At 58.9% G+C, this 16,425-nt stretch carries 21 protein-coding genes; 18 read left to right on the plus strand and 3 right to left on the minus strand.

Annotation, left to right across the window (positions count from 1 at the left end; translation table 11 throughout):
* The first annotated feature begins 38 nt into the window (after positions 1–38).
* Entirely contained in the window at positions 39–935 is an 897-nt protein-coding gene (locus J3352_RS00790; RefSeq protein WP_156066188.1) for a LysR family transcriptional regulator, read from the plus strand.
* A 129-nt stretch (positions 936–1,064) separates the two neighbouring features.
* Entirely contained in the window at positions 1,065–1,253 is a 189-nt protein-coding gene (locus J3352_RS14370; RefSeq protein ID WP_279237274.1) for a sigma factor-like helix-turn-helix DNA-binding protein, read from the plus strand.
* Between the two features lie 32 nt (positions 1,254–1,285).
* Here the strand turns inward: J3352_RS14370 and J3352_RS00800 are convergent, their stop codons facing one another.
* Positions 1,286–1,951: a Crp/Fnr family transcriptional regulator gene (locus J3352_RS00800; protein WP_156066187.1), complete on the minus strand. Its 666-nt coding sequence runs from the start codon at positions 1,949–1,951 to the stop codon at positions 1,286–1,288.
* Positions 1,952–2,050: 99 nt separating this feature from the next.
* On the opposite strand from J3352_RS00800, the gene J3352_RS00805 reads away from it, so the two are divergent.
* Complete coding sequence (locus J3352_RS00805) at positions 2,051–2,770, plus strand: ATP-binding protein (RefSeq protein ID WP_156061399.1); 720 nt, start codon at positions 2,051–2,053, stop codon at positions 2,768–2,770.
* Between the two features lie 40 nt (positions 2,771–2,810).
* Here the strand turns inward: J3352_RS00805 and J3352_RS00810 are convergent, their stop codons facing one another.
* Positions 2,811–3,767: a pyruvate kinase gene (locus J3352_RS00810; RefSeq protein WP_156066185.1), complete on the minus strand. Its 957-nt coding sequence runs from the start codon at positions 3,765–3,767 to the stop codon at positions 2,811–2,813.
* Between the two features lie 328 nt (positions 3,768–4,095).
* Here J3352_RS00810 and J3352_RS00815 point away from each other — a divergent pair, with 328 nt between their 5' ends.
* From J3352_RS00815 to J3352_RS00865, 11 genes are all read left to right on the plus strand, one after another.
* On the plus strand, positions 4,096–4,560 hold the full coding sequence (locus J3352_RS00815) for an Hsp20/alpha crystallin family protein (protein ID WP_156066183.1): 465 nt from the start codon (positions 4,096–4,098) through the stop codon (positions 4,558–4,560).
* A gap of 170 nt (positions 4,561–4,730) precedes the next feature.
* Positions 4,731–4,922 (plus strand): DUF6019 family protein, encoded by a 192-nt coding sequence (locus J3352_RS00820; protein WP_097772334.1) that lies wholly within the window; start codon positions 4,731–4,733, stop codon positions 4,920–4,922.
* A gap of 41 nt (positions 4,923–4,963) precedes the next feature.
* Complete coding sequence (locus tag J3352_RS00825) at positions 4,964–5,173, plus strand: pentapeptide repeat-containing protein (protein WP_238077813.1); 210 nt, start codon at positions 4,964–4,966, stop codon at positions 5,171–5,173.
* A 263-nt stretch (positions 5,174–5,436) separates the two neighbouring features.
* Positions 5,437–6,249, plus strand: a complete 813-nt coding sequence (locus J3352_RS00830; protein ID WP_156066181.1) for a D-alanyl-D-alanine carboxypeptidase family protein — start codon at positions 5,437–5,439, stop codon at positions 6,247–6,249.
* Between the two features lie 18 nt (positions 6,250–6,267).
* Entirely contained in the window at positions 6,268–7,551 is a 1,284-nt protein-coding gene (locus J3352_RS00835; protein ID WP_156066179.1) for a pitrilysin family protein, read from the plus strand.
* Positions 7,544–8,863 carry an EF-P 5-aminopentanol modification-associated protein YfmH gene (gene yfmH, locus J3352_RS00840; protein WP_097772286.1) on the plus strand — a complete coding sequence of 440 codons (1,320 nt, stop codon included), beginning with the start codon at positions 7,544–7,546 and terminating at the stop codon, positions 8,861–8,863. The genes J3352_RS00835 and yfmH overlap by 8 nt, the downstream gene beginning before the upstream one ends.
* Positions 8,860–9,918, plus strand: a complete 1,059-nt coding sequence (lgt, locus tag J3352_RS00845) for a prolipoprotein diacylglyceryl transferase (protein ID WP_097772285.1) — start codon at positions 8,860–8,862, stop codon at positions 9,916–9,918. Before yfmH ends, lgt begins: the two co-directional genes overlap by 4 nt.
* A 131-nt stretch (positions 9,919–10,049) precedes the next feature.
* A complete protein-coding gene (gene rplU, locus J3352_RS00850) occupies positions 10,050–10,361 on the plus strand; it encodes a 50S ribosomal protein L21 (protein ID WP_035394408.1) in 312 nt (103 codons plus the stop codon).
* A 14-nt stretch (positions 10,362–10,375) separates the two neighbouring features.
* The gene (gene rpmA, locus J3352_RS00855; protein WP_005923362.1) at positions 10,376–10,627 is read left to right on the plus strand and encodes a 50S ribosomal protein L27; all 252 of its coding nucleotides are present in this window, start codon (positions 10,376–10,378) and stop codon (positions 10,625–10,627) included.
* A gap of 181 nt (positions 10,628–10,808) precedes the next feature.
* Positions 10,809–12,092 (plus strand): GTPase ObgE, encoded by a 1,284-nt coding sequence (obgE, locus tag J3352_RS00860; protein ID WP_097772284.1) that lies wholly within the window; start codon positions 10,809–10,811, stop codon positions 12,090–12,092.
* A 311-nt stretch (positions 12,093–12,403) separates the two neighbouring features.
* Positions 12,404–12,808 (plus strand): Mini-ribonuclease 3, encoded by a 405-nt coding sequence (locus tag J3352_RS00865; RefSeq protein WP_035394406.1) that lies wholly within the window; start codon positions 12,404–12,406, stop codon positions 12,806–12,808.
* Between the two features lie 70 nt (positions 12,809–12,878).
* Here the strand turns inward: J3352_RS00865 and J3352_RS00870 are convergent, their stop codons facing one another.
* Positions 12,879–13,034: a hypothetical protein gene (locus J3352_RS00870; protein WP_005933941.1), complete on the minus strand. Its 156-nt coding sequence runs from the start codon at positions 13,032–13,034 to the stop codon at positions 12,879–12,881.
* Between the two features lie 89 nt (positions 13,035–13,123).
* Here J3352_RS00870 and J3352_RS00875 point away from each other — a divergent pair, with 89 nt between their 5' ends.
* The 4 genes from J3352_RS00875 to J3352_RS00890 all read left to right on the plus strand — a co-directional run bounded on the left by J3352_RS00875 (position 13,124) and on the right by J3352_RS00890 (position 16,338).
* Positions 13,124–14,668 (plus strand): RsmB/NOP family class I SAM-dependent RNA methyltransferase, encoded by a 1,545-nt coding sequence (locus J3352_RS00875; RefSeq protein ID WP_097772283.1) that lies wholly within the window; start codon positions 13,124–13,126, stop codon positions 14,666–14,668.
* A 178-nt stretch (positions 14,669–14,846) separates the two neighbouring features.
* The gene (locus J3352_RS00880; protein ID WP_005933929.1) at positions 14,847–15,584 is read left to right on the plus strand and encodes a YebC/PmpR family DNA-binding transcriptional regulator; all 738 of its coding nucleotides are present in this window, start codon (positions 14,847–14,849) and stop codon (positions 15,582–15,584) included.
* A 216-nt stretch (positions 15,585–15,800) separates the two neighbouring features.
* Positions 15,801–16,067: a hypothetical protein gene (locus J3352_RS00885; protein WP_154276333.1), complete on the plus strand. Its 267-nt coding sequence runs from the start codon at positions 15,801–15,803 to the stop codon at positions 16,065–16,067.
* A complete protein-coding gene (locus J3352_RS00890; RefSeq protein ID WP_156066177.1) occupies positions 16,060–16,338 on the plus strand; it encodes a DUF4160 domain-containing protein in 279 nt (92 codons plus the stop codon). The genes J3352_RS00885 and J3352_RS00890 overlap by 8 nt, the downstream gene beginning before the upstream one ends.
* The last annotated feature ends 87 nt before the right edge of the window (positions 16,339–16,425 follow it).

Here is a 16,425-nt window from a genome sequence, read left to right on the forward strand (position 1 = left end):
TACTATGACCTATAAATTTTACTTATGGAGCGCTTGAGATGCGGGAACAGAAAGACCGATACGAGATATTCTTGAAAGTGTGCGAAACGGGCAGTTTTTCCAAAGCAGCGGAGGCACTGAACTATACCCAATCCGGCATCAGCCAGATGATGGCGGGGTTGGAAGAAGAACTGGGCGTGAAGCTGTTCGCCCGCATCAACCGAGGCGTGACCCTGACCGACAACGGGACACGTCTTTTGCCCTACGTCCGGGAACTGGCCAACCAGAAGAACCGGCTGCGGCAGGCGGCGTTCAATATCAACCACAAGGTGGAGGGCAAGCTGCGGGTGGGCAGCTTTTCCAGCATCACAACGCTCTGGATGCCGGAAGTGGTGCACTATTTCAAGGAGAACTACCCGAAGGTGAGTATAGAGATCCTGGACGGCAACTATGATGAGATCCGGGAATGGATCATCCATGGGCAGGTGGATTGCGGTTTCCTCTCATCCATTGTGGCAGACGACCTGAAATTCTACCCGCTCTGGGACGACCCGTTGTGTGCCGTGTTCCCGGAGGGGCATCCACTGGCTGCACGACCCAGCGTAACGCTGTCGCAGCTGTTTCAGTATCCGCTCATCATTGAAACGCCCGGCTGTGATAATGACATCCAGCACCTGATGCTCAAATGCCCGGTGAAGCCGAATATTTCTTACAGCTTCCGGGACGATACCCTCATCATGGCGTTCGTGCGCAGCGGGCTGGGCGTGACCATCTCACAGGAGCTGGTGATGCAGGCATTTGGCTGCCCCGGTGTGGTGTCCCGCCCGCTGGAGCCTGCCTGCTGCCGGACATTGGGGCTGGCGTTTTCCAAAACTGCCAGCTCGGTGGTGAGCCGGACGCTGCTGGAATATCTGAGATCCACTCGGCAGCGAAAGGATACACCGCAGATAAAATAAGAACAAATAGAGGAGAACGGTATAAAAGCCGCTCTCCGTTTTGCTGAATGGAGACGTGCAGTTGGAGCAGGATGGTGGTTCCTTGTTTTTCTGATAAGAGCACAGGATTCATGCTATCATAGCAGTCATATTGAAAGACATCCCGCCCGGGAGCGCAAGCTGATCCTGCTGCGGTACGGGCTGGCGGGTCAGCCGCCCCTGACCCAGCTGGAAACGGCACAGCTGCTCCAGATCAGCAGAAGTTATGTCTCAAGGCTCGAGACCCACGCATTGGAACAGCTGCGCAAAGGCTGGCTTCAAGAATCACCGGGAGAATAAAGGGTGCCGCCTGCGGGCGGCGCATGGAGCGGTCAACGGGTCAACAGCTCAAAATGGTTCCGCTTGGTGACCAGCAGCCCTTCCCTTTGCAGCTTGGAAAGCTCCACCGACATGGCGGCACGCTCCACGCAGAGAAAATCCGCCAGCTGTTGACGGTCAAAGGGAATGTCAAAGGAAAGGGAGGACTGCCGGATGGATTCGGCAGACAGGTAGGACAGCAGCTTTTCCCGGGTGGTTCGCTTGCTGACATGGGTGATCTTATCGTTAAAAAGCAGTATTTTGTTTGCCAGAACGCTGACCAGATTGCGGATGAGTTTCTGGTGATGGTCGCAGGCGGTGGGGCAGGAGGTGAGCAGCCGCTTGACGTTCAACAGCAGAATTTCGCAATCCTCCTCTGCTACCACGCTGATGTTCAGGATGGCACCGGGGGTGGCGGCGTAAGGCTCCCCGAAAAAGTCTCCGGTATTGCACTTGGACAGGATATTGCGGTGTCCCCAAAGATCCTCCTGTATCACAAGGGTGGAGCCGGACAACATAAGCCCCATGACCTCCGTGGAATCTCCGGCACGGAAAATGTAGGAGCCCCGGGGCCGGGTGATCTTCGCTGCACTGACACAGTGCAGGATGGACAGGATCTCATCGTCGGTAAGCCCGGTAAAAAAGGGGCAGTTCCGCAGAACAGGCAGATATTTTTGCATAAAAGCCCTCCTTGTTGGAATTCAAACATACAAGTTGTCTTTAGTATACTATAATAAAGATGCAAATGCAAAAAACACCCACAACAGGAGAGTATCGATATGATTCGGAAGATCATCCATATTGACGAAGAAAAATGCAACGGCTGCGGTTTGTGCGCAACCGCCTGCCACGAGGGAGCCATTGATATTATCAACGGCAAAGCAAAGCTGGTGCGGGAGAATTTCTGCGATGGCTTTGGCGACTGCCTGCCGGGCTGTCCCACCGGAGCCATTACCTTTGAAGAGCGGGAAGCCCCTGCCTACGACGAGGCGGCGGTGCAGGAAAACAAAAAGAAGAAGGAATTGCAGGAGAAGATGAAGCACCTCCACGAGGGCGGCTGCCCCGGCTCCCGGATGCGGATGCTGGAACAGCCGGAGGCCGCCGAAAGCGCAGCTTCTGCCCCCGTGCAGCCGGTCTCCCGCCTCCGCAACTGGCCGGTGCAGATCAAGCTGGCACCCATCCATGCGCCCTACTTTGAGGGCGCAAAGCTACTGATTGCAGCGGACTGCACGGCATACGCCTACGCCAATTTCCATCAGGAGTTTATGCGCGGCAAAGTGACTCTCATCGGCTGCCCGAAGCTGGACGCTGTGGATTACAGCGAAAAGCTCACCGAGATCCTGCGCAGCAACGACATCCAGAGCGTGACCATCCTCCGCATGGAGGTGCCCTGCTGCGGCGGCTTGGAGATGGCAGCGAAAAAGGCACTTCAAGCCAGCGGAAAGTTCATTCCGTGGCAGGTGGTCACCATTTCCATTGACGGAAAAATTCTGGACTAAATGCGGCAACACAGATCGACCGAGTGTCTTTGACTTTGGGTTATTCCAAGGCGGTGCGGGCAGTGCGCACAAGATACTCCATGGCCTCCACCGGGTACTGCCCGGCGGCGGTCTCCCCGGTGAGCATCACGCTGGAAGCGCCGTCTGCCACGGCGTTATAGATGTCGCTGACCTCGGCGCGGGTGGGGACCGCCCGGCTGCACATACTGTCCAGCATCTGGGTCACCACCATAAAGGGCACCCCGGCAGACCGGCAGACTGCCGAAAGCTGTTTCTGGCACCGGGGCAGCTCCCACAGGGGCATGGCGTTGCCAAGGTCCCCGCGGGCAATGACCACTTCATCCACAAGGGGCAGGAACTCCGGCAGGGCCTGTACCCCCGCAAGGCTCTCGATCTTGGCAAAAATGCGGATCTGCCCGGCCCCGGCCTGTTCCAGCGCCCGGCGCAGGGTGCGGATGTCCTCAGCCCCCCGCACGAAGGGCAGCATCACCCCGGTAACGCCGCAGGCTCCCGCCAGCTGCAGGTTTTGCAGGTCCTCCTCCGTCAACGTGGGGGAGGCCACCGTCAGCCCCGGTGCCGCAAGGCTTTTGCGGCTTTGCAGGGTGCCGCCCCGTATCACAGTACACTGCAGGGCAGCGCCATCGGCTTCGGCCACCTGCACAAGGAGCCTGCCGTCGTCCAGCAGGAGGTTCTGGCCCGGCCGGGCTGCATGCACCAGCGCCGCCGGGCAGGGGACACCTCCTTGCCCCAGCCGGAGGCTCTGGCCCGGTTCCAGCACAAGGGGCTGGGGCAGCGTGCCAATGCGCAGCTCCGGCCCCTGCAGGTCGATGAGCAGCTGGGGGATGCCCACGGCGTGGATGATATCCAGCCAGTCTTTGTGGGCCGAAAGGGGCCCGTGGGAAAGGTTCATGCGGATGCCCGTCATGCCAGCTTCCACCATGCGCTGCAAGGTCTCCAGCTGGGCACAGGCGGGGCCGATGGTACCATAAAATTCCAAAAAAATCACCCGGTTTCGTTTTTTCTTATTGTAACACGGAACGGGACCGTTGAAAAGTGCCAAATCAGGCGGCAACGAAAAAAGGCGTGGCAGCCCGCCCCAAAGGGGAAAGCGGAGAGAGCCAGAACCAAGAAATTGTTGCAAAAGTGTTATTTTTTCATGAATATTAGCGCTCCACTATTGACACTGCTAACGCATGGTGCTATAACAGTGGCGTGCTCAGGAGGAAGGGCAAAAGGAGAGCCGCAAGGCTCCCCGGAAAGCCTTTCCGAGTGGACGCTTCAGATTTTTTGCCCCGACCCGAACGCCGGGATTGGAGGAATGATTTATGCTTATGCCGACTGTTTTCCATGAAAACCTGTTCGATGATTTCTTCGATCCGTTCTGGAATGACGCTGCACTGGAACGTATGATGAACCGTGAGGCTCGTGATACCTTTGGTAAGCGCGGTGCAAACATGATGAAGACCGATGTCAAACAGACGGACAACGGCTACGAAGTAGCGGTTGATCTGCCGGGCTGCAAGAAGGAAGACGTTCAGATGGATCTGAACGACGGCTACCTGACCATTCAGGCAGTGCGCAGCCACAGCAATGACGAAAAGGATCAGAAGGGTCGCTATGTGCGGCGCGAGACCTTCTCCGGCACCTGTGCACGCAGTTTCTACGTGGGCGATGTGAAGAAGGAAGACATCCATGCAAAGTTCGAGGATGGTGTCCTGCACATCGAGCTGCCTGCTCCTCAGCAGACGAAGGCTTTGCCTGAGAACCCGAATCTGATTGAAATCGAGTAAAATGCCGGTCGTGTGCGCCAAGTCACACACGCACATAAAGTGGCCCCGGAGAGCTGCAACAAGCTCTCCGGGGCCATTTTTGTTTCCTGGTATCTTTTCCGCAGAGAGAAATCATGGTATACTGAGAACGACAACTCGGAATTTATGAAATCGGAGGCATTGATATTATTATGTGGAATGAACTAGGAATCAGCGGTGGAACCGCAATCGTTATTTTAATTGCGCTGTATTTTGTTATCAAGTGGGCAGTGAAAAATGGTATTAAAGAAGCATACAGTGCTATCACCGGAAAGAAAACTGATGAAGACATCAAAAACGAAAAAGAACTGAAAGAGCTTGGATTGGATTCAGAAAATCAATAACTTCTGATTTATCAAAGAAGAAAACTGAGATCGTGGGTTCCATGTTTGCCAAGTGCGAGATGCAGATGGTGAATTTCATGGGCACAGAGCTGCACGAAACGGAATTTTACCAGTGTGATCTGCGGAAAGCCGACTTCCGGGATGCCACAGGCTATAAGGTGGATATTCTGGGCAGCCGCCTGAAAGATGCAAAATTTTCGCTGCCGGAGGCCGTGAATCTGCTGGCAGATCTGAAGATCAAGCTGTCCTGAACGAGTCCTCTGCCACGGTAGCCGGTCACCCTCTCCATTGACGGGAAAATTCTGAATGGAGGAAAGCGCTTTAACGCGGGATTTTTATAACCCCCAAAGGGAGTTCTGTTCGGACGTTCGTCCGTAACGGAACTCCCTTTTTTGAAAGACACAATTTTTTAACATCCCTTTCCGTTTACACCCCGGCGAAAGAAGTGTATAATAAAATAATGTAATTGTGCGGCTGTGCATTGCGAAATGATGTGAGAAGGGAACCGATATCGATGAACCAAAACAAGCAAGCGCCCCGGCGGCGGATGACCCGGCGGGAGTGGAGAATCCGGCGCTGCCTGCGTCTGGCACGGAACTGGGCCGTGTTTCTGGCGGCCTGCGGCGCGGCTGTTGTCCTGATGACCAGCGGCATTTTATGGCTGCTGCCCAAGGCCCACGCCCTGATCGCGGGGCCGGAGGCCTTTGTGGCCAGAAATTACGATGGCACCGAATACCAGCTGAACCTTGCTGATGCCCGGCTGGTGCTGGTGAACGGGAATCTGCCGCTGGACGCAGAGCCTGCCCCGGCCCTTGCGGTGGCGGATGATGCCACGGGCCAGCAGCTGGAAGCGGAAGCCGCAGAGCAGTACCGCGCCATGGCGGCAGCTGCGGCGGCAGACGGTATCACGCTGGAACTGGTGACGGGCTATCAGGATGTTTCCGCACGGGAAGCGGCCTTTGATGCCCGGAAGCAGGTGTATCTGGAAAAGGGGCTTTCCGAAGAGGAGGCAGCGGCCTATGCCGCCTGCGTCTGCCCTCCGGCCAATGCCAGCGAGCAGGCCACCGGCTATGCGGCGGACATTCTCAGCCCGGACTGCACCGAAAAGACCACCCGCTTTGCCGATACCCGCGCCTACGAGTGGCTGACCGCCTACGCTGCGGAGTATGGCTTTGTCCTCCGCTGGCCGGAGGAGCGGCAGGCCGCCACCGGCATGGTATACGAGCCCTGGCACTGGCGCTATGTGGGGGTGGAAAATGCCCTCGCCATCCGCGCGTCCGGACTCTCGCTGGAGGAGTTCCTTGCGCTGGAGCGCACAAAGCTGTAACAAAAAGGAGAACGACTGTTGAGACGAACCGAGATCGCGCCCGGGGTCCATCTTTCCTGGGACCCGGCGCAGAAATTCAACCGCTGCCGGATCAGCATCCACTTTGCGTTTCCGGCACGGCGGGAGACGGCAACCGCCCACGCTCTGCTGCCTCTGTTGATGGAGCGGGGCTATGCGGATTGCCCGGATATGACCCAGATGACCAAAAAGCTTGCCCGGCTGTACGGCGCGGACCTGACTGTGGATGCCCGCCCGCTGGGCGCAAACCACAACCTCTGCGTCAGTGTGACCGGCATCAAGGATCGCTTTGCACTGGAGGGCGAGGCCCTGACCCGGGAGTATGCCGCGCTGGCACTGGGCACGGCGTTCCATCCCTATTTTGTAGGCGGTGTGTTTGACCCGGAGGCGGTCACCATCGAAAAACAGATGCTGAAAAAGGCGCTGGAGGATGAGATCAACGAAAAGCGCATCTACTGCCAGCGGCAGGCCAACCGGGAGTTCTTTGGGAGCAGCCCCGCCGGTATCCGGCAGGAGGGTTATCTGGACGAGGTGGACGGCCTGACCCCGGAAACGCTGACCGAGGCTTATCGTGAGATGCTCCGCACCGCCAGCATCGAGCTGCTGGTGCTGGGCTGCGGGGAAGCGGAGACCGAGCAGGTGAAGCAGGCCCTGCTGGAAGAGCTTTCCTACATCGGGCGGGCCCCGCTGCCATTGTGCGAGAACCTTGCCATGCCCCGGCAGGATGCCGTGCGCAGGGTGGAATGCTTTGACACGGTGCAGGCCAAGCTCTGCATGCTGTTCACGCTGGGCGTGCCCATGCGCCCCGACCAGATGGCGGCGGTGCGGCTTGCCATGGCGCTGTATGGCGGCAGTGTGACCAGCCGCCTGTTCCTGAACGTGCGGGAACGGGATCATTTGTGCTATTACTGCTCGTCCAGCTTCCAGAGCTTTACCGGAAGCATGGCTGTGAACAGCGGCGTGGAGCACGCCGACGCGGCCCGGGCCGAAAAAGCGATCCTGAAGGAGCTGGATGACCTGCGCAGCGGCCCCATCACGGCTGAGGAGCTTGAGGACTGCCGCCGCTCCCTGCTGAGCGGGATGGCGGGCATTGAGGATACGCTGGGCGGCATTGAGACCTGGTATTACATGGAGGTGCTGCGGGGCGGCCCGGTGCAGACCCCGGACGATGCCCGCGCGGCCCTGCAGGCTGTGACCGAGGAGGATGTCCGCACCGTCCTGCGGCAGCTGACCCTTTCGGTCAGCTATCTTCTGACCCGAGAGGAGGAGAGCGCCCATGCCTGAACAGAACACGAACCGTGCCCTGACCGAGGCCGCCGCCGATGAGTGGAAGGTGCTGCCCTCGGGCCTGACGGTGCTGGTGCGGCCCATGCCGGGTTATTCCGGCACTCATGTCATCTATGCCACCCGCTTTGGCTCCATTGACCGGGATTTCCGGGTGGACGGCAGGGAAGTGCACCTGCCCGCCGGTGTGGCGCATTTTCTGGAACACAAGATGTTTGAGGATGAGGACGGCGATGCCTTTGCAAAGTTCGCCAAGACCGGTGCCAACGCAAATGCCTTTACCAGCTTTGACCGCACCTGCTACCTGTTTACCGCCACCGAGCAGCTGGACGAAAGCCTGGATGTGCTGCTGGGCATGGTGGGCCGTCCCTACTTTACTAAGCAGACCATCGCCAAGGAGCAGGGCATCATCGGGCAGGAGATCAAAATGTATGATGACAGCGCCGACTGGCGGCTCATCACCGGCCTGTGCGAGTGCCTGTATCACAGCCACCCCATCCGCAGCGACATTGCGGGCACGGTGGAAAGCATTGCAGAGATCACGCCGGAGATGCTGTACGACTGCTGCAAGGCGTTCTATGCCCCCAACAACATGGTGCTGGCCGCCGCAGGCAGCACCAGCATGGAACAGATCCTGGCGGCCTGTGCGCGCCACGGCCTGATGGAAGCGCGCCCGGTGGAGCGGGTGCAGCGGCTCTGGACAGAGGAACCCATGACGCTGGCCGCTGCCGAAAAGACCATTACAATGCCGGTGTCCAAGCCCTGCTTCGGCATCGGCTTCAAGGAGCAGCCGCTGCAGCATGACGACCTGCGCAGCGAGATCCTGTATGACCTCATCCTCTGCTGCATCTCTGGCGGCATGTCGAGGCTCTACCGGAAGCTCTATGATGAGGGCCTGACCAACCCCGGCTTTGGCGGGGAGGTGCTCCGGGTGGACGGTTGCTGCTGCATCCTGTTCACCGGCGAGAGCGATGTGCCCGACACTGTGAAGCAGCTGCTGCTGGAGGAGATCCGGCGCATCCGCGCTGAGGGCGTGGACCGGGAGATCTTTACCCTGTGCAAGAATGAAAAATACGGCCAGCTGATCGAAAATCTGGAGAACGTGGAGGACTCGGCCAGCCAGATGGCAGACTTTGCCCTCAGCGGCCAGACCGTGGCCCAGCAGATCGCCACGCTGGCGGCGCTGACGGCAGAGGATGCCGACGCAGCGCTGCAGAAGATCCTGAGCGAGGAGCGGATGGCTGTGATGTACATCCAGCCCGACGGCACGGCCGGGGAAGAACCGGACGATGAGGAGGAGATGGAAGAATGACGAATCTGGTGCAGTTTCCGGGGCTGGGGCTGAGCTTTGAGCTTGACCGCGTGGCCTTTTCCATCGGAGGCATGAACATTTACTGGTACGGTGTCTGCATTGCCGTGGGCATGTGCCTGGCGCTGGTGTTCGCCTTCCGGCACAGTGTGGAGTTCGGCGTGGATGCCGATGCCATGGTGGATGTCATCCTCATCGGTGTGGTCATGGGCATCCTGTGTGCCCGGCTCTACTATGTGGCCCTTTCGCCCTATCAGTACCACAGCCTGAAAGATGTGCTGGCCATCCGGGATGGCGGTCTTGCCATTTACGGCGGCATCATCGGAGCCTTTCTGTTCGGAGGTCTGGCCTGTAAGTGGCGGAAAGTTCCCGTGCTGCCCATGTTCGATCTGGCGGCCATGGGCTTCCTCATCGGGCAGGGCTGCGGCCGCTGGGGCAACTTTTTCAATCAGGAGGCCTTTGGCTGCAACACCACCCTGCCCTGGGGCATGTACAGCCAGGCGACCCACGATTACCTGACGAGCAGCGTGGTCACGGTGCCCAAAGGCGTGACCATCGACCCGAACCTGCCGGTGCATCCCACCTTCTTATATGAGAGCATCTGGTGCTTTGTGGGCCTGTTTCTGCTGGTGCGCTACCTCAAAAAGCGCAGGTTCGCAGGGGATATCGCCCTGCGGTACCTCATCTGGTACGGTGCGGGCCGCTTCTGGATCGAAGCCCTCCGCACCGACAGCCTGCTGCTGGTGCCCAGCATCGGCCTGCGGGTGTCCCAGCTGGTGGCAGGCGTTGCCGTTGTGGGCGGCGTGATCGCCGAGATCCTCCTGACAAGGAAGTTCAGGGACAAGCCCCTGATGGTAGAGCTGCCCCTGAACAGCGAGAACCGGGCACGGATGAAAAAGCTGGACGGCCCCACCACTTTTGCGGGGACGGACGCTGCTCTGCCGGCCTCTGCATCCCGCGCAGAGTTCGTTGAGAAAACGGCAGCGTGGAATGAAACCGTAAAGGAAGGGCTGGAGCGGCGCGAACACCCGGAAAAGAACGAAAAAAATCCGGAGTAAAGTGCAAAAAGCCCTTGCAAAGCGGACTTTTTTCTGCTATAATATTCTAGCCGCATGGTGTGGGCACCGGAAACGGCCCCGTGAGGGCCTGCCTTTACGACCAGCGAGTACAACGAAAAGGAATGAAACAAATGTACGCAATCATTGTTACCGGCGGTAAGCAGTACCGCGTGGAGCAGGGCGACATCGTCTACATCGAAAAGCTGGATGTTGAGGCCGACTCCGAAGTGAAGTTTGATCAGGTTCTCGCTATTGGCGAGGAGGGTTCTGTCAAGGTTGGCGCTCCCGTTGTTGAGGGCGCTTCCGTTTCTGCCAAGGTCATCAAGAATGGCAAGGGCAAGAAGCTGAACATCATCACCTATCGCGCAAAGAAGCACAGTGCTCGCCGCATGGGCCATCGTCAGCCCTACACCAAGGTTGAGATCACTGCGATCAACGGCTAAGGAGGTAAATTACAATGGCACATAAAAAGGGCGTAGGCAGCACCAAGAACGGCCGCGATTCCGCAGCACAGCGTCTGGGCACCAAGCGTGCAGACGGTCAGTTCGTTCTGGCCGGCAACATCCTGGTTCGTCAGCGTGGCACCCACATCATGCCGGGTGAGAACGTTGGCAAGGGCAGCGATGACACCCTGTTTGCTCTGGTTGACGGCACTGTCCGTTTTGAGCGCGTGGGCAAGAGCGGCAAGAAGTGCAGCGTGAAGCAGTAACTTCTGCCTGAAAAACTGCAACCCGAAGAGCCGGACCCTCGTGGCCCGGCTCTTTTTAGGTAACGAAAAAGCCTTTTCTGTTTGGAAATCAAACCTCTCAGTCCGCGCTTTGGCGCGGCCAGCTCCCCTAGTAGGGAAGCTGAACAGAGGGAAAAGGCTTTTTAAGAATAGGAGGGGCTGTATGGCAGCACAAACCAATTTTATCGATATCGCCACCATCTGGCTCCATGCGGGCAAGGGCGGCGATGGCGCAGTGAGCTTCCATCGTGAGAAGTTCGTGGCCGCTGGCGGCCCGGACGGCGGTGATGGCGGCCGCGGCGGTGACATCATCTTTGTGGCGGACGATCATCTTTCCACCCTGATGGACTTCCGCTACAAGCGCAAGTACACTGCCCCCGAGGGCGGCAAGGGCGGCGCAAGCCTCTGCCACGGCAAGAATGCCGAAAACCTCATCATCAAGGTGCCGCTGGGCACCGTGATCAAGGACGCGGAGAGCGGGCTGGTCATCGCGGACCTGTCCGACCACACCCCCGTCACCATCGCAAAGGGCGGCCGCGGCGGCTACGGCAACGCGCATTTTGCAACGCCTACCCGCCAGATCCCCAAGTTTGCCAAGCCCGGTATGCCCGGTGAGGACATCCAGGTGACGCTGGAGCTGAAGCTGATCGCTGATGTGGGCCTGATCGGCTTCCCCAATGTGGGTAAGTCTACCCTCATCTCTACCATCAGCGCGGCCAAGCCCAAGATCGCGAACTATCACTTCACCACGCTGGTGCCCACCCTGGGTGTCGTGTCGGTGGGTGAGGGTGCCAGCTTTGTCTGTGCCGACATCCCCGGCCTGATCGAGGGTGCCAGCGAGGGTGTCGGTCTGGGCCACGATTTCCTGCGCCATGTGGAGCGCTGCCGCCTGCTGCTGCATGTGGTGGATGTCTCCGGCAGCGAGTGCCGTGAGCCGGTGGAGGACTTTGAAAAGATCAACGAGGAGCTGGCAAAGTTCAGCCCCGAGCTGGCACAGCGCCCCCAGATCGTGGTGGGCAACAAGTGCGACCTGGCCACCGAGGAGCAGATCGAGAGCTTCCGCAGCTATGTGGAGGGCAAGGGCCTGACCTTTGTGCCCATCTCTGCCGCCACCATGCAGGGCGTGCGGGAGCTGCCGGGCCTGGTCTACAACCGCCTGAAGGATATCCCGCCGGTGCCCGTGTTCACCCCCGAGTACAAGAAGCCCGAGCCCAAGGCCAACGACCGTGCTTATACCATCCAGCGGATGGAAGCCCATGTGTGGAGCATCGACGCGCCCTGGCTGGAGTATATCCTGGCCGGCAGCAATGTGGATGACTACGAGAGCCTGCAGTATTTCCAGCGTCAACTGGACGAGAGCGGCATCCTGACCGAACTGGTGGAAAAGGGCGTGCAGGAGAACGACACCATCCTCATTGGTGAATATCAGTTCGATTATATCTTCTAAAGGAAAGGTTTCAGCTCTGTCCAACCTCTCCGTCATCATCGCTTCGCTCGATGCCACCTCCCCTAGTAGGGGAGGCCTTGGCATATCGTCGCATTTTCGAGTGTTGGCGCTTCGCTACTTTTGGCCCTGCTGCCGTCGTTTTTTGCCTTGCGGCAGATGATGGTTTTGGAGCCATAGGCGATGATAGCGAAAAATGAATCTTCTGCCAAAGGCTCCCCTACTAGGGGAGCTGTCACGGCGTTAGCCCGTGACTGAGAGGTTGAATGAAGAATCACCTGATCGGGAGGACAGAGACGAAGGGTATTACTACGATGAACGAATCGGAAACCATCGACCCCCGTGAGCTGAATCCGCTGGCGCTGGCCTTTGTGGGGGACAGCGTGCTGGAACTGCTGGTGCGCACCCGTCTGGCACGGCACCACCGGATGTCCGCAGGCAAGCTCAATGTGGAAAAGGTCAAGTATGTCTCTGCCCGGGCACAGTTCCGGGAGGAGCAGCTGTTGGAGCCGCTCTTCACAGAGGAGGAGCTGGCCGTGTTCAAGCGGGGCCGCAACGCCAGCAAGGCCAGTGTGGCCAAGCACGCTTCCCCCGAGGAATACCGCGCTTCCACCGGCTTTGAGTGCCTGCTGGGCTGGCTCTACCTCACCGGGCAGATGGCCCGTGTGGAAGAGCTGTTCGATGCCCTGTGGCAGCAGTTTGACCCGAACCAGAAATAAAACGCGAAAGCCCGCTGCTTTCCGCACTGGAAAACAGTGCAGGGAAGGCAGCGGGCTTTCTTATGCGGTGTTACTTCTTGTTCTTGGCACCCTCGTCGTCAGCACCCTTGGTATACTGGTTGGGGTGCTTGTGCTCGTTGGTGGTCTGATTGGTGGTGCGGTTCTGGCTCTGGTTCTTGCAGTTGTTCGTGCGGTTTTCGGTGCGATTCTCGCTGTGGTCCTTCATGGTTCGTTACTCCTTTCGTGAGGGGGCTTTCCCTCACAGCCTTAGTTTTGCCGCGAACGGCGGCTTTATTCATGGGAGGATAAGCTTTCATGCCTACGGAATATTTTGAGCGCCGGGAGCGCGCTCTGCTGGGCGACCGGTTCGATGCTCTCTATGCCGCCCCGCAGGAGACTGCTGCCCGGGGCGTGACGGTCTCGGCCCTGCGTGCTGCGCCGGAGCAGTTTGCCGCGCAGGCAGATTTTCCGGTGGAGCCCTCGCCCTTCTGCAAGGCGGGCTTTGTGGTGCAGGACCCCGCCTTCAAGCCCGGGCGGCACCCCTACCACCATGCGGGCGTGTTCTACTCGCAGGAGCCTTCCGCTTCCAGTGCCGCGCCCCTGCTGGGGGTCCGGCCCGGGATGCGGGTGCTGGATACCTGCGCGGCCCCCGGCGGCAAGAGCAGCCAGCTGGCGGCAGCGCTGGGCGGGCAGGGGCTGCTGGTGAGCAACGAGTTCGTTGCCGCCCGCGCCGAGGTGCTCCGGAGCAATCTGGAGCGGATGGGCGTGCCCAACGCCGTGGTGCTGAACGAGGACACCGGCCGCATTGCCGCTGCTCTGCCGGAGTTTTTTGACCGTGTTCTCGTGGATGCGCCCTGCTCCGGCGAGGGGATGTTCCGCAAGGAAGCCGTGGCTGTGACCCAGCATTGTGAAGCGCTGGTAAAGCAGTGCGCCGCACTGGGGGCACAGATCCTGGACAACGCAGCGGCCTGCCTGGCCCCCGGCGGCGAGATGATCTACTCCACCTGCACCTTTGCCCCGGAAGAGGACGAGGGACAGGTGGCGGCGTTTTTGCAGCGCCACCCGGAGTTCACGCTGGCCGATGTGTTCGGCAATGTGGATTACAGCTTTGGCAGCCCGGGTGAGGCAAACCGCACCGGCGGCCTGCCGCTGGATGTGAGCAAGGTGCGCCGGATCTGGCCCTGTCAGGGCGGCGAGGGGCATTTTATTGCCCGTCTGGTCAAGGCTGGCACGCCGCGGGCGCTGCCTGCCCCCGGAACCTATACGGCAGAGGAAGAGCTCTGGCTGGCTGCTGCCGCAGAGCAGAGCAAAAAGCAGAAGGGAAGCAAGGGCGGCAAGCCTGCCAAGGCCCCGGATGCCCGCAGTGCCCGCCGGGAGAGCAGCCGTGCCCTGCGGGAGGCGGTGCAGGGCCGCAGCGCCCGCAGCCGGGATGCCGGGACAGGGGAGGCCACCCCGGCCCAGAGCCTTGCTGCATGGCAGGAGTTTGCCCGGCAGTATTTCCCGGCGCTGGCGGACCGCCCTGCCGTGGTGCATGGCGGCAGCGTTCTGCTGCCCGTGCCCTTCCCGCAGACGGGACTGCATGTCCTGCGGGCGGGGGTGTTCGTGGGCAGCGTGCAGAAGGGCCGTTTTGTGCCGGAGCACCACCTGTTCACGGCATTCGGCGCGCTCTGCACCAACCGTGAAGCACTGACTCTTGCCGACCCGCGGGTAACGGAGTACCTTTCCGGCCGTGAGATCGCCGCGGACACTGCCGCCGATGGCTGGTGCTGCGTGACCGTGGATGGCTGCCCCATGGGCGGCGGCAAGGTGTCGGGCGGACGGGTCAAAAACCATTACCCCAAGGCCCTGCGGTTGCTGTAAACCGGCCTGAAAAGCCGGTTTTCCAACACGAACAAGCGAAAAACACGCCCGGAGCCCTTGAATGGGATTCGTGATTGTGCTACAATAATAGAGTTAGATTTTGTGTGCTGCCACAAGCGGGCGACCACAGCCCGTCTGCCCGCAGGCGGAGATTTCGATAAAACTTTAGGAGGTTCCCATGTCTGGACATAGCAAATGGAACAACATTAAGCGCAAGAAGGAAAAGACCGATGGCGCAAGAGCAAAGGTCTTTACCAAGATCGGCCGCGAGATCAGCGTTGCCGTCCGTGACGGCGGCCCCAACCCGGCTTCCAACAGCAAGCTGGCAGACCTGATCGCCAAGGCAAAGCGCATGAGCGTGCCCAACGATAATATCCAGCGCATCATCAAGAAGGCTGAGGGCGGCGACAAGACCGAGTTCGAGGCCATCACCTACGAGGGCTACGGCCCCGGCGGCGTTGCTGTCATGGTGGAGACCCTGACCGACAACCGCAACCGTACCGCTGCCGACCTGCGCCACTACTTCGACAAGAACGGCGGCAACCTGGGCGCTATGGGCTGTGTGGCCTTCCTGTTCAGCCAGAAGGGTGTCATTGACATCTCTCTGGAGGATAAGGATGCCGACGAGGCTATGATGGACGCTCTGGATGCCGGTGCTGAGGACTTTGATGCAGGCGAAGAGGCTGCTGAGATCACCACCGATCCCGAGAACTACTCCGCTGTGGTCAAGGCCATGGAAGAGAAGGGCTACGAGATCCTGAGCGACGACCTGGCCATGGTCCCCATGACCACTACCCGCCTGACCGACCCCGATCAGCTCAAGGCAATGGGCAAGCTGCTGGATGCCCTGGAGGACAACGACGATGTCCAGAACGTCTGGCACAGCCTCGAGAACGAAGAGGACCTGCCGGAATAATGCTCCGCAGGCCTGAATAAGGAACGTAATGAAGCCGCTTTTTGTGTTGTGATGCACAAAGAGCGGCTTTTTACATGGCGGAAAAGCATCAGCAGGCAACCACGATCATCTCCTCCGCCCTTAAGTGTTTAGAACCAGCCTCGGCGATGATATTTATCGATAATTGAAACTTTCTGGATTTCATGGTATACTTCTTTTAAGAAAGAGGGTGTTCGGATGCTTTATCCTTTTATGACCTTGAATGATGGGACGGAAATCGTTTATTCCTCGCCAATTCAGAATGGCAATCAGGAGCAGGTAAAGGTACAGATTGAAACACCTGTAGAAAACGGCTTTAAGTCGGCGACCTGTATTCTGCCGGGGTATTTGTGGACCAATAATGGCTATTCTGAAATGGAGATGGCGAGCCTGAAAGAGCTGGTCAAATCAACGGCACATCTTCTGATCCGCTTCTCGCATGAGGGGGGGATCGAAAGTGCCTAGTCTGTTCCGGCTGTTCGGTTATGTGATTTTCTTCTGGAGCAATGAAGGTGCACCGCTGGAACCGGTTCATGTCCATGTTGCAAAGGGTGTTCCGAATGCCAGTGCAACAAAGATCTGGATTACGGAAGCGGGAGGTTGTATTGTGGCCAACAATAACTCGAAGATTCCTGCCAGAACGTTGAACGCAATTGTAGATGTTCTGGAAAGCCGTTCAAGCTACATTGTGGCACAGTGGAATGATGTGTTTGGTGAATCGAAGTTCTACTGCTGATATTGGTGCGAATTGAGCGCTGCCCCCTGTGAAAAAACTCAGAGGGCGGCGCTTTTTTGCTTTGCCGATTGCGCGGCGGGGGCAAAT

This window comes from Faecalibacterium sp. Marseille-Q4164 (genome assembly GCF_017377545.1).
Taxonomy (GTDB): domain Bacteria; phylum Bacillota; class Clostridia; order Oscillospirales; family Ruminococcaceae; genus Faecalibacterium; species Faecalibacterium duncaniae.

Bases quoted from the DNA above. Each gene is read 5' to 3' on its own strand.
- lgt (WP_097772285.1), top strand. From the start codon at position 8,860: ATGACGAATCTGGTGCAGTTTCCGGGGCTGGGGCTGAGCTTTGAGCTT.
- J3352_RS00805 (WP_156061399.1), top strand. From the start codon at position 2,051: ATGATTCGGAAGATCATCCATATTGACGAAGAAAAATGCAACGGCTGC.
- J3352_RS00865 (WP_035394406.1), top strand. From the start codon at position 12,404: ATGAACGAATCGGAAACCATCGACCCCCGTGAGCTGAATCCGCTGGCG.
- obgE (WP_097772284.1), top strand. From the start codon at position 10,809: ATGGCAGCACAAACCAATTTTATCGATATCGCCACCATCTGGCTCCAT.
- J3352_RS00825 (WP_238077813.1), top strand. From the start codon at position 4,964: ATGTTTGCCAAGTGCGAGATGCAGATGGTGAATTTCATGGGCACAGAG.
- J3352_RS00870 (WP_005933941.1), bottom strand. From the start codon at position 13,034: ATGAAGGACCACAGCGAGAATCGCACCGAAAACCGCACGAACAACTGC.
- J3352_RS00885 (WP_154276333.1), top strand. From the start codon at position 15,801: ATGCTTTATCCTTTTATGACCTTGAATGATGGGACGGAAATCGTTTAT.
- rplU (WP_035394408.1), top strand. From the start codon at position 10,050: ATGTACGCAATCATTGTTACCGGCGGTAAGCAGTACCGCGTGGAGCAG.
- J3352_RS00815 (WP_156066183.1), top strand. From the start codon at position 4,096: ATGCTTATGCCGACTGTTTTCCATGAAAACCTGTTCGATGATTTCTTC.
- rpmA (WP_005923362.1), top strand. From the start codon at position 10,376: ATGGCACATAAAAAGGGCGTAGGCAGCACCAAGAACGGCCGCGATTCC.
- J3352_RS00880 (WP_005933929.1), top strand. From the start codon at position 14,847: ATGTCTGGACATAGCAAATGGAACAACATTAAGCGCAAGAAGGAAAAG.
- yfmH (WP_097772286.1), top strand. From the start codon at position 7,544: ATGCCTGAACAGAACACGAACCGTGCCCTGACCGAGGCCGCCGCCGAT.
- J3352_RS00790 (WP_156066188.1), top strand. From the start codon at position 39: ATGCGGGAACAGAAAGACCGATACGAGATATTCTTGAAAGTGTGCGAA.
- J3352_RS00875 (WP_097772283.1), top strand. From the start codon at position 13,124: ATGCCTACGGAATATTTTGAGCGCCGGGAGCGCGCTCTGCTGGGCGAC.
- J3352_RS00820 (WP_097772334.1), top strand. From the start codon at position 4,731: ATGTGGAATGAACTAGGAATCAGCGGTGGAACCGCAATCGTTATTTTA.
- J3352_RS00800 (WP_156066187.1), bottom strand. From the start codon at position 1,951: ATGCAAAAATATCTGCCTGTTCTGCGGAACTGCCCCTTTTTTACCGGG.
- J3352_RS00830 (WP_156066181.1), top strand. From the start codon at position 5,437: ATGAACCAAAACAAGCAAGCGCCCCGGCGGCGGATGACCCGGCGGGAG.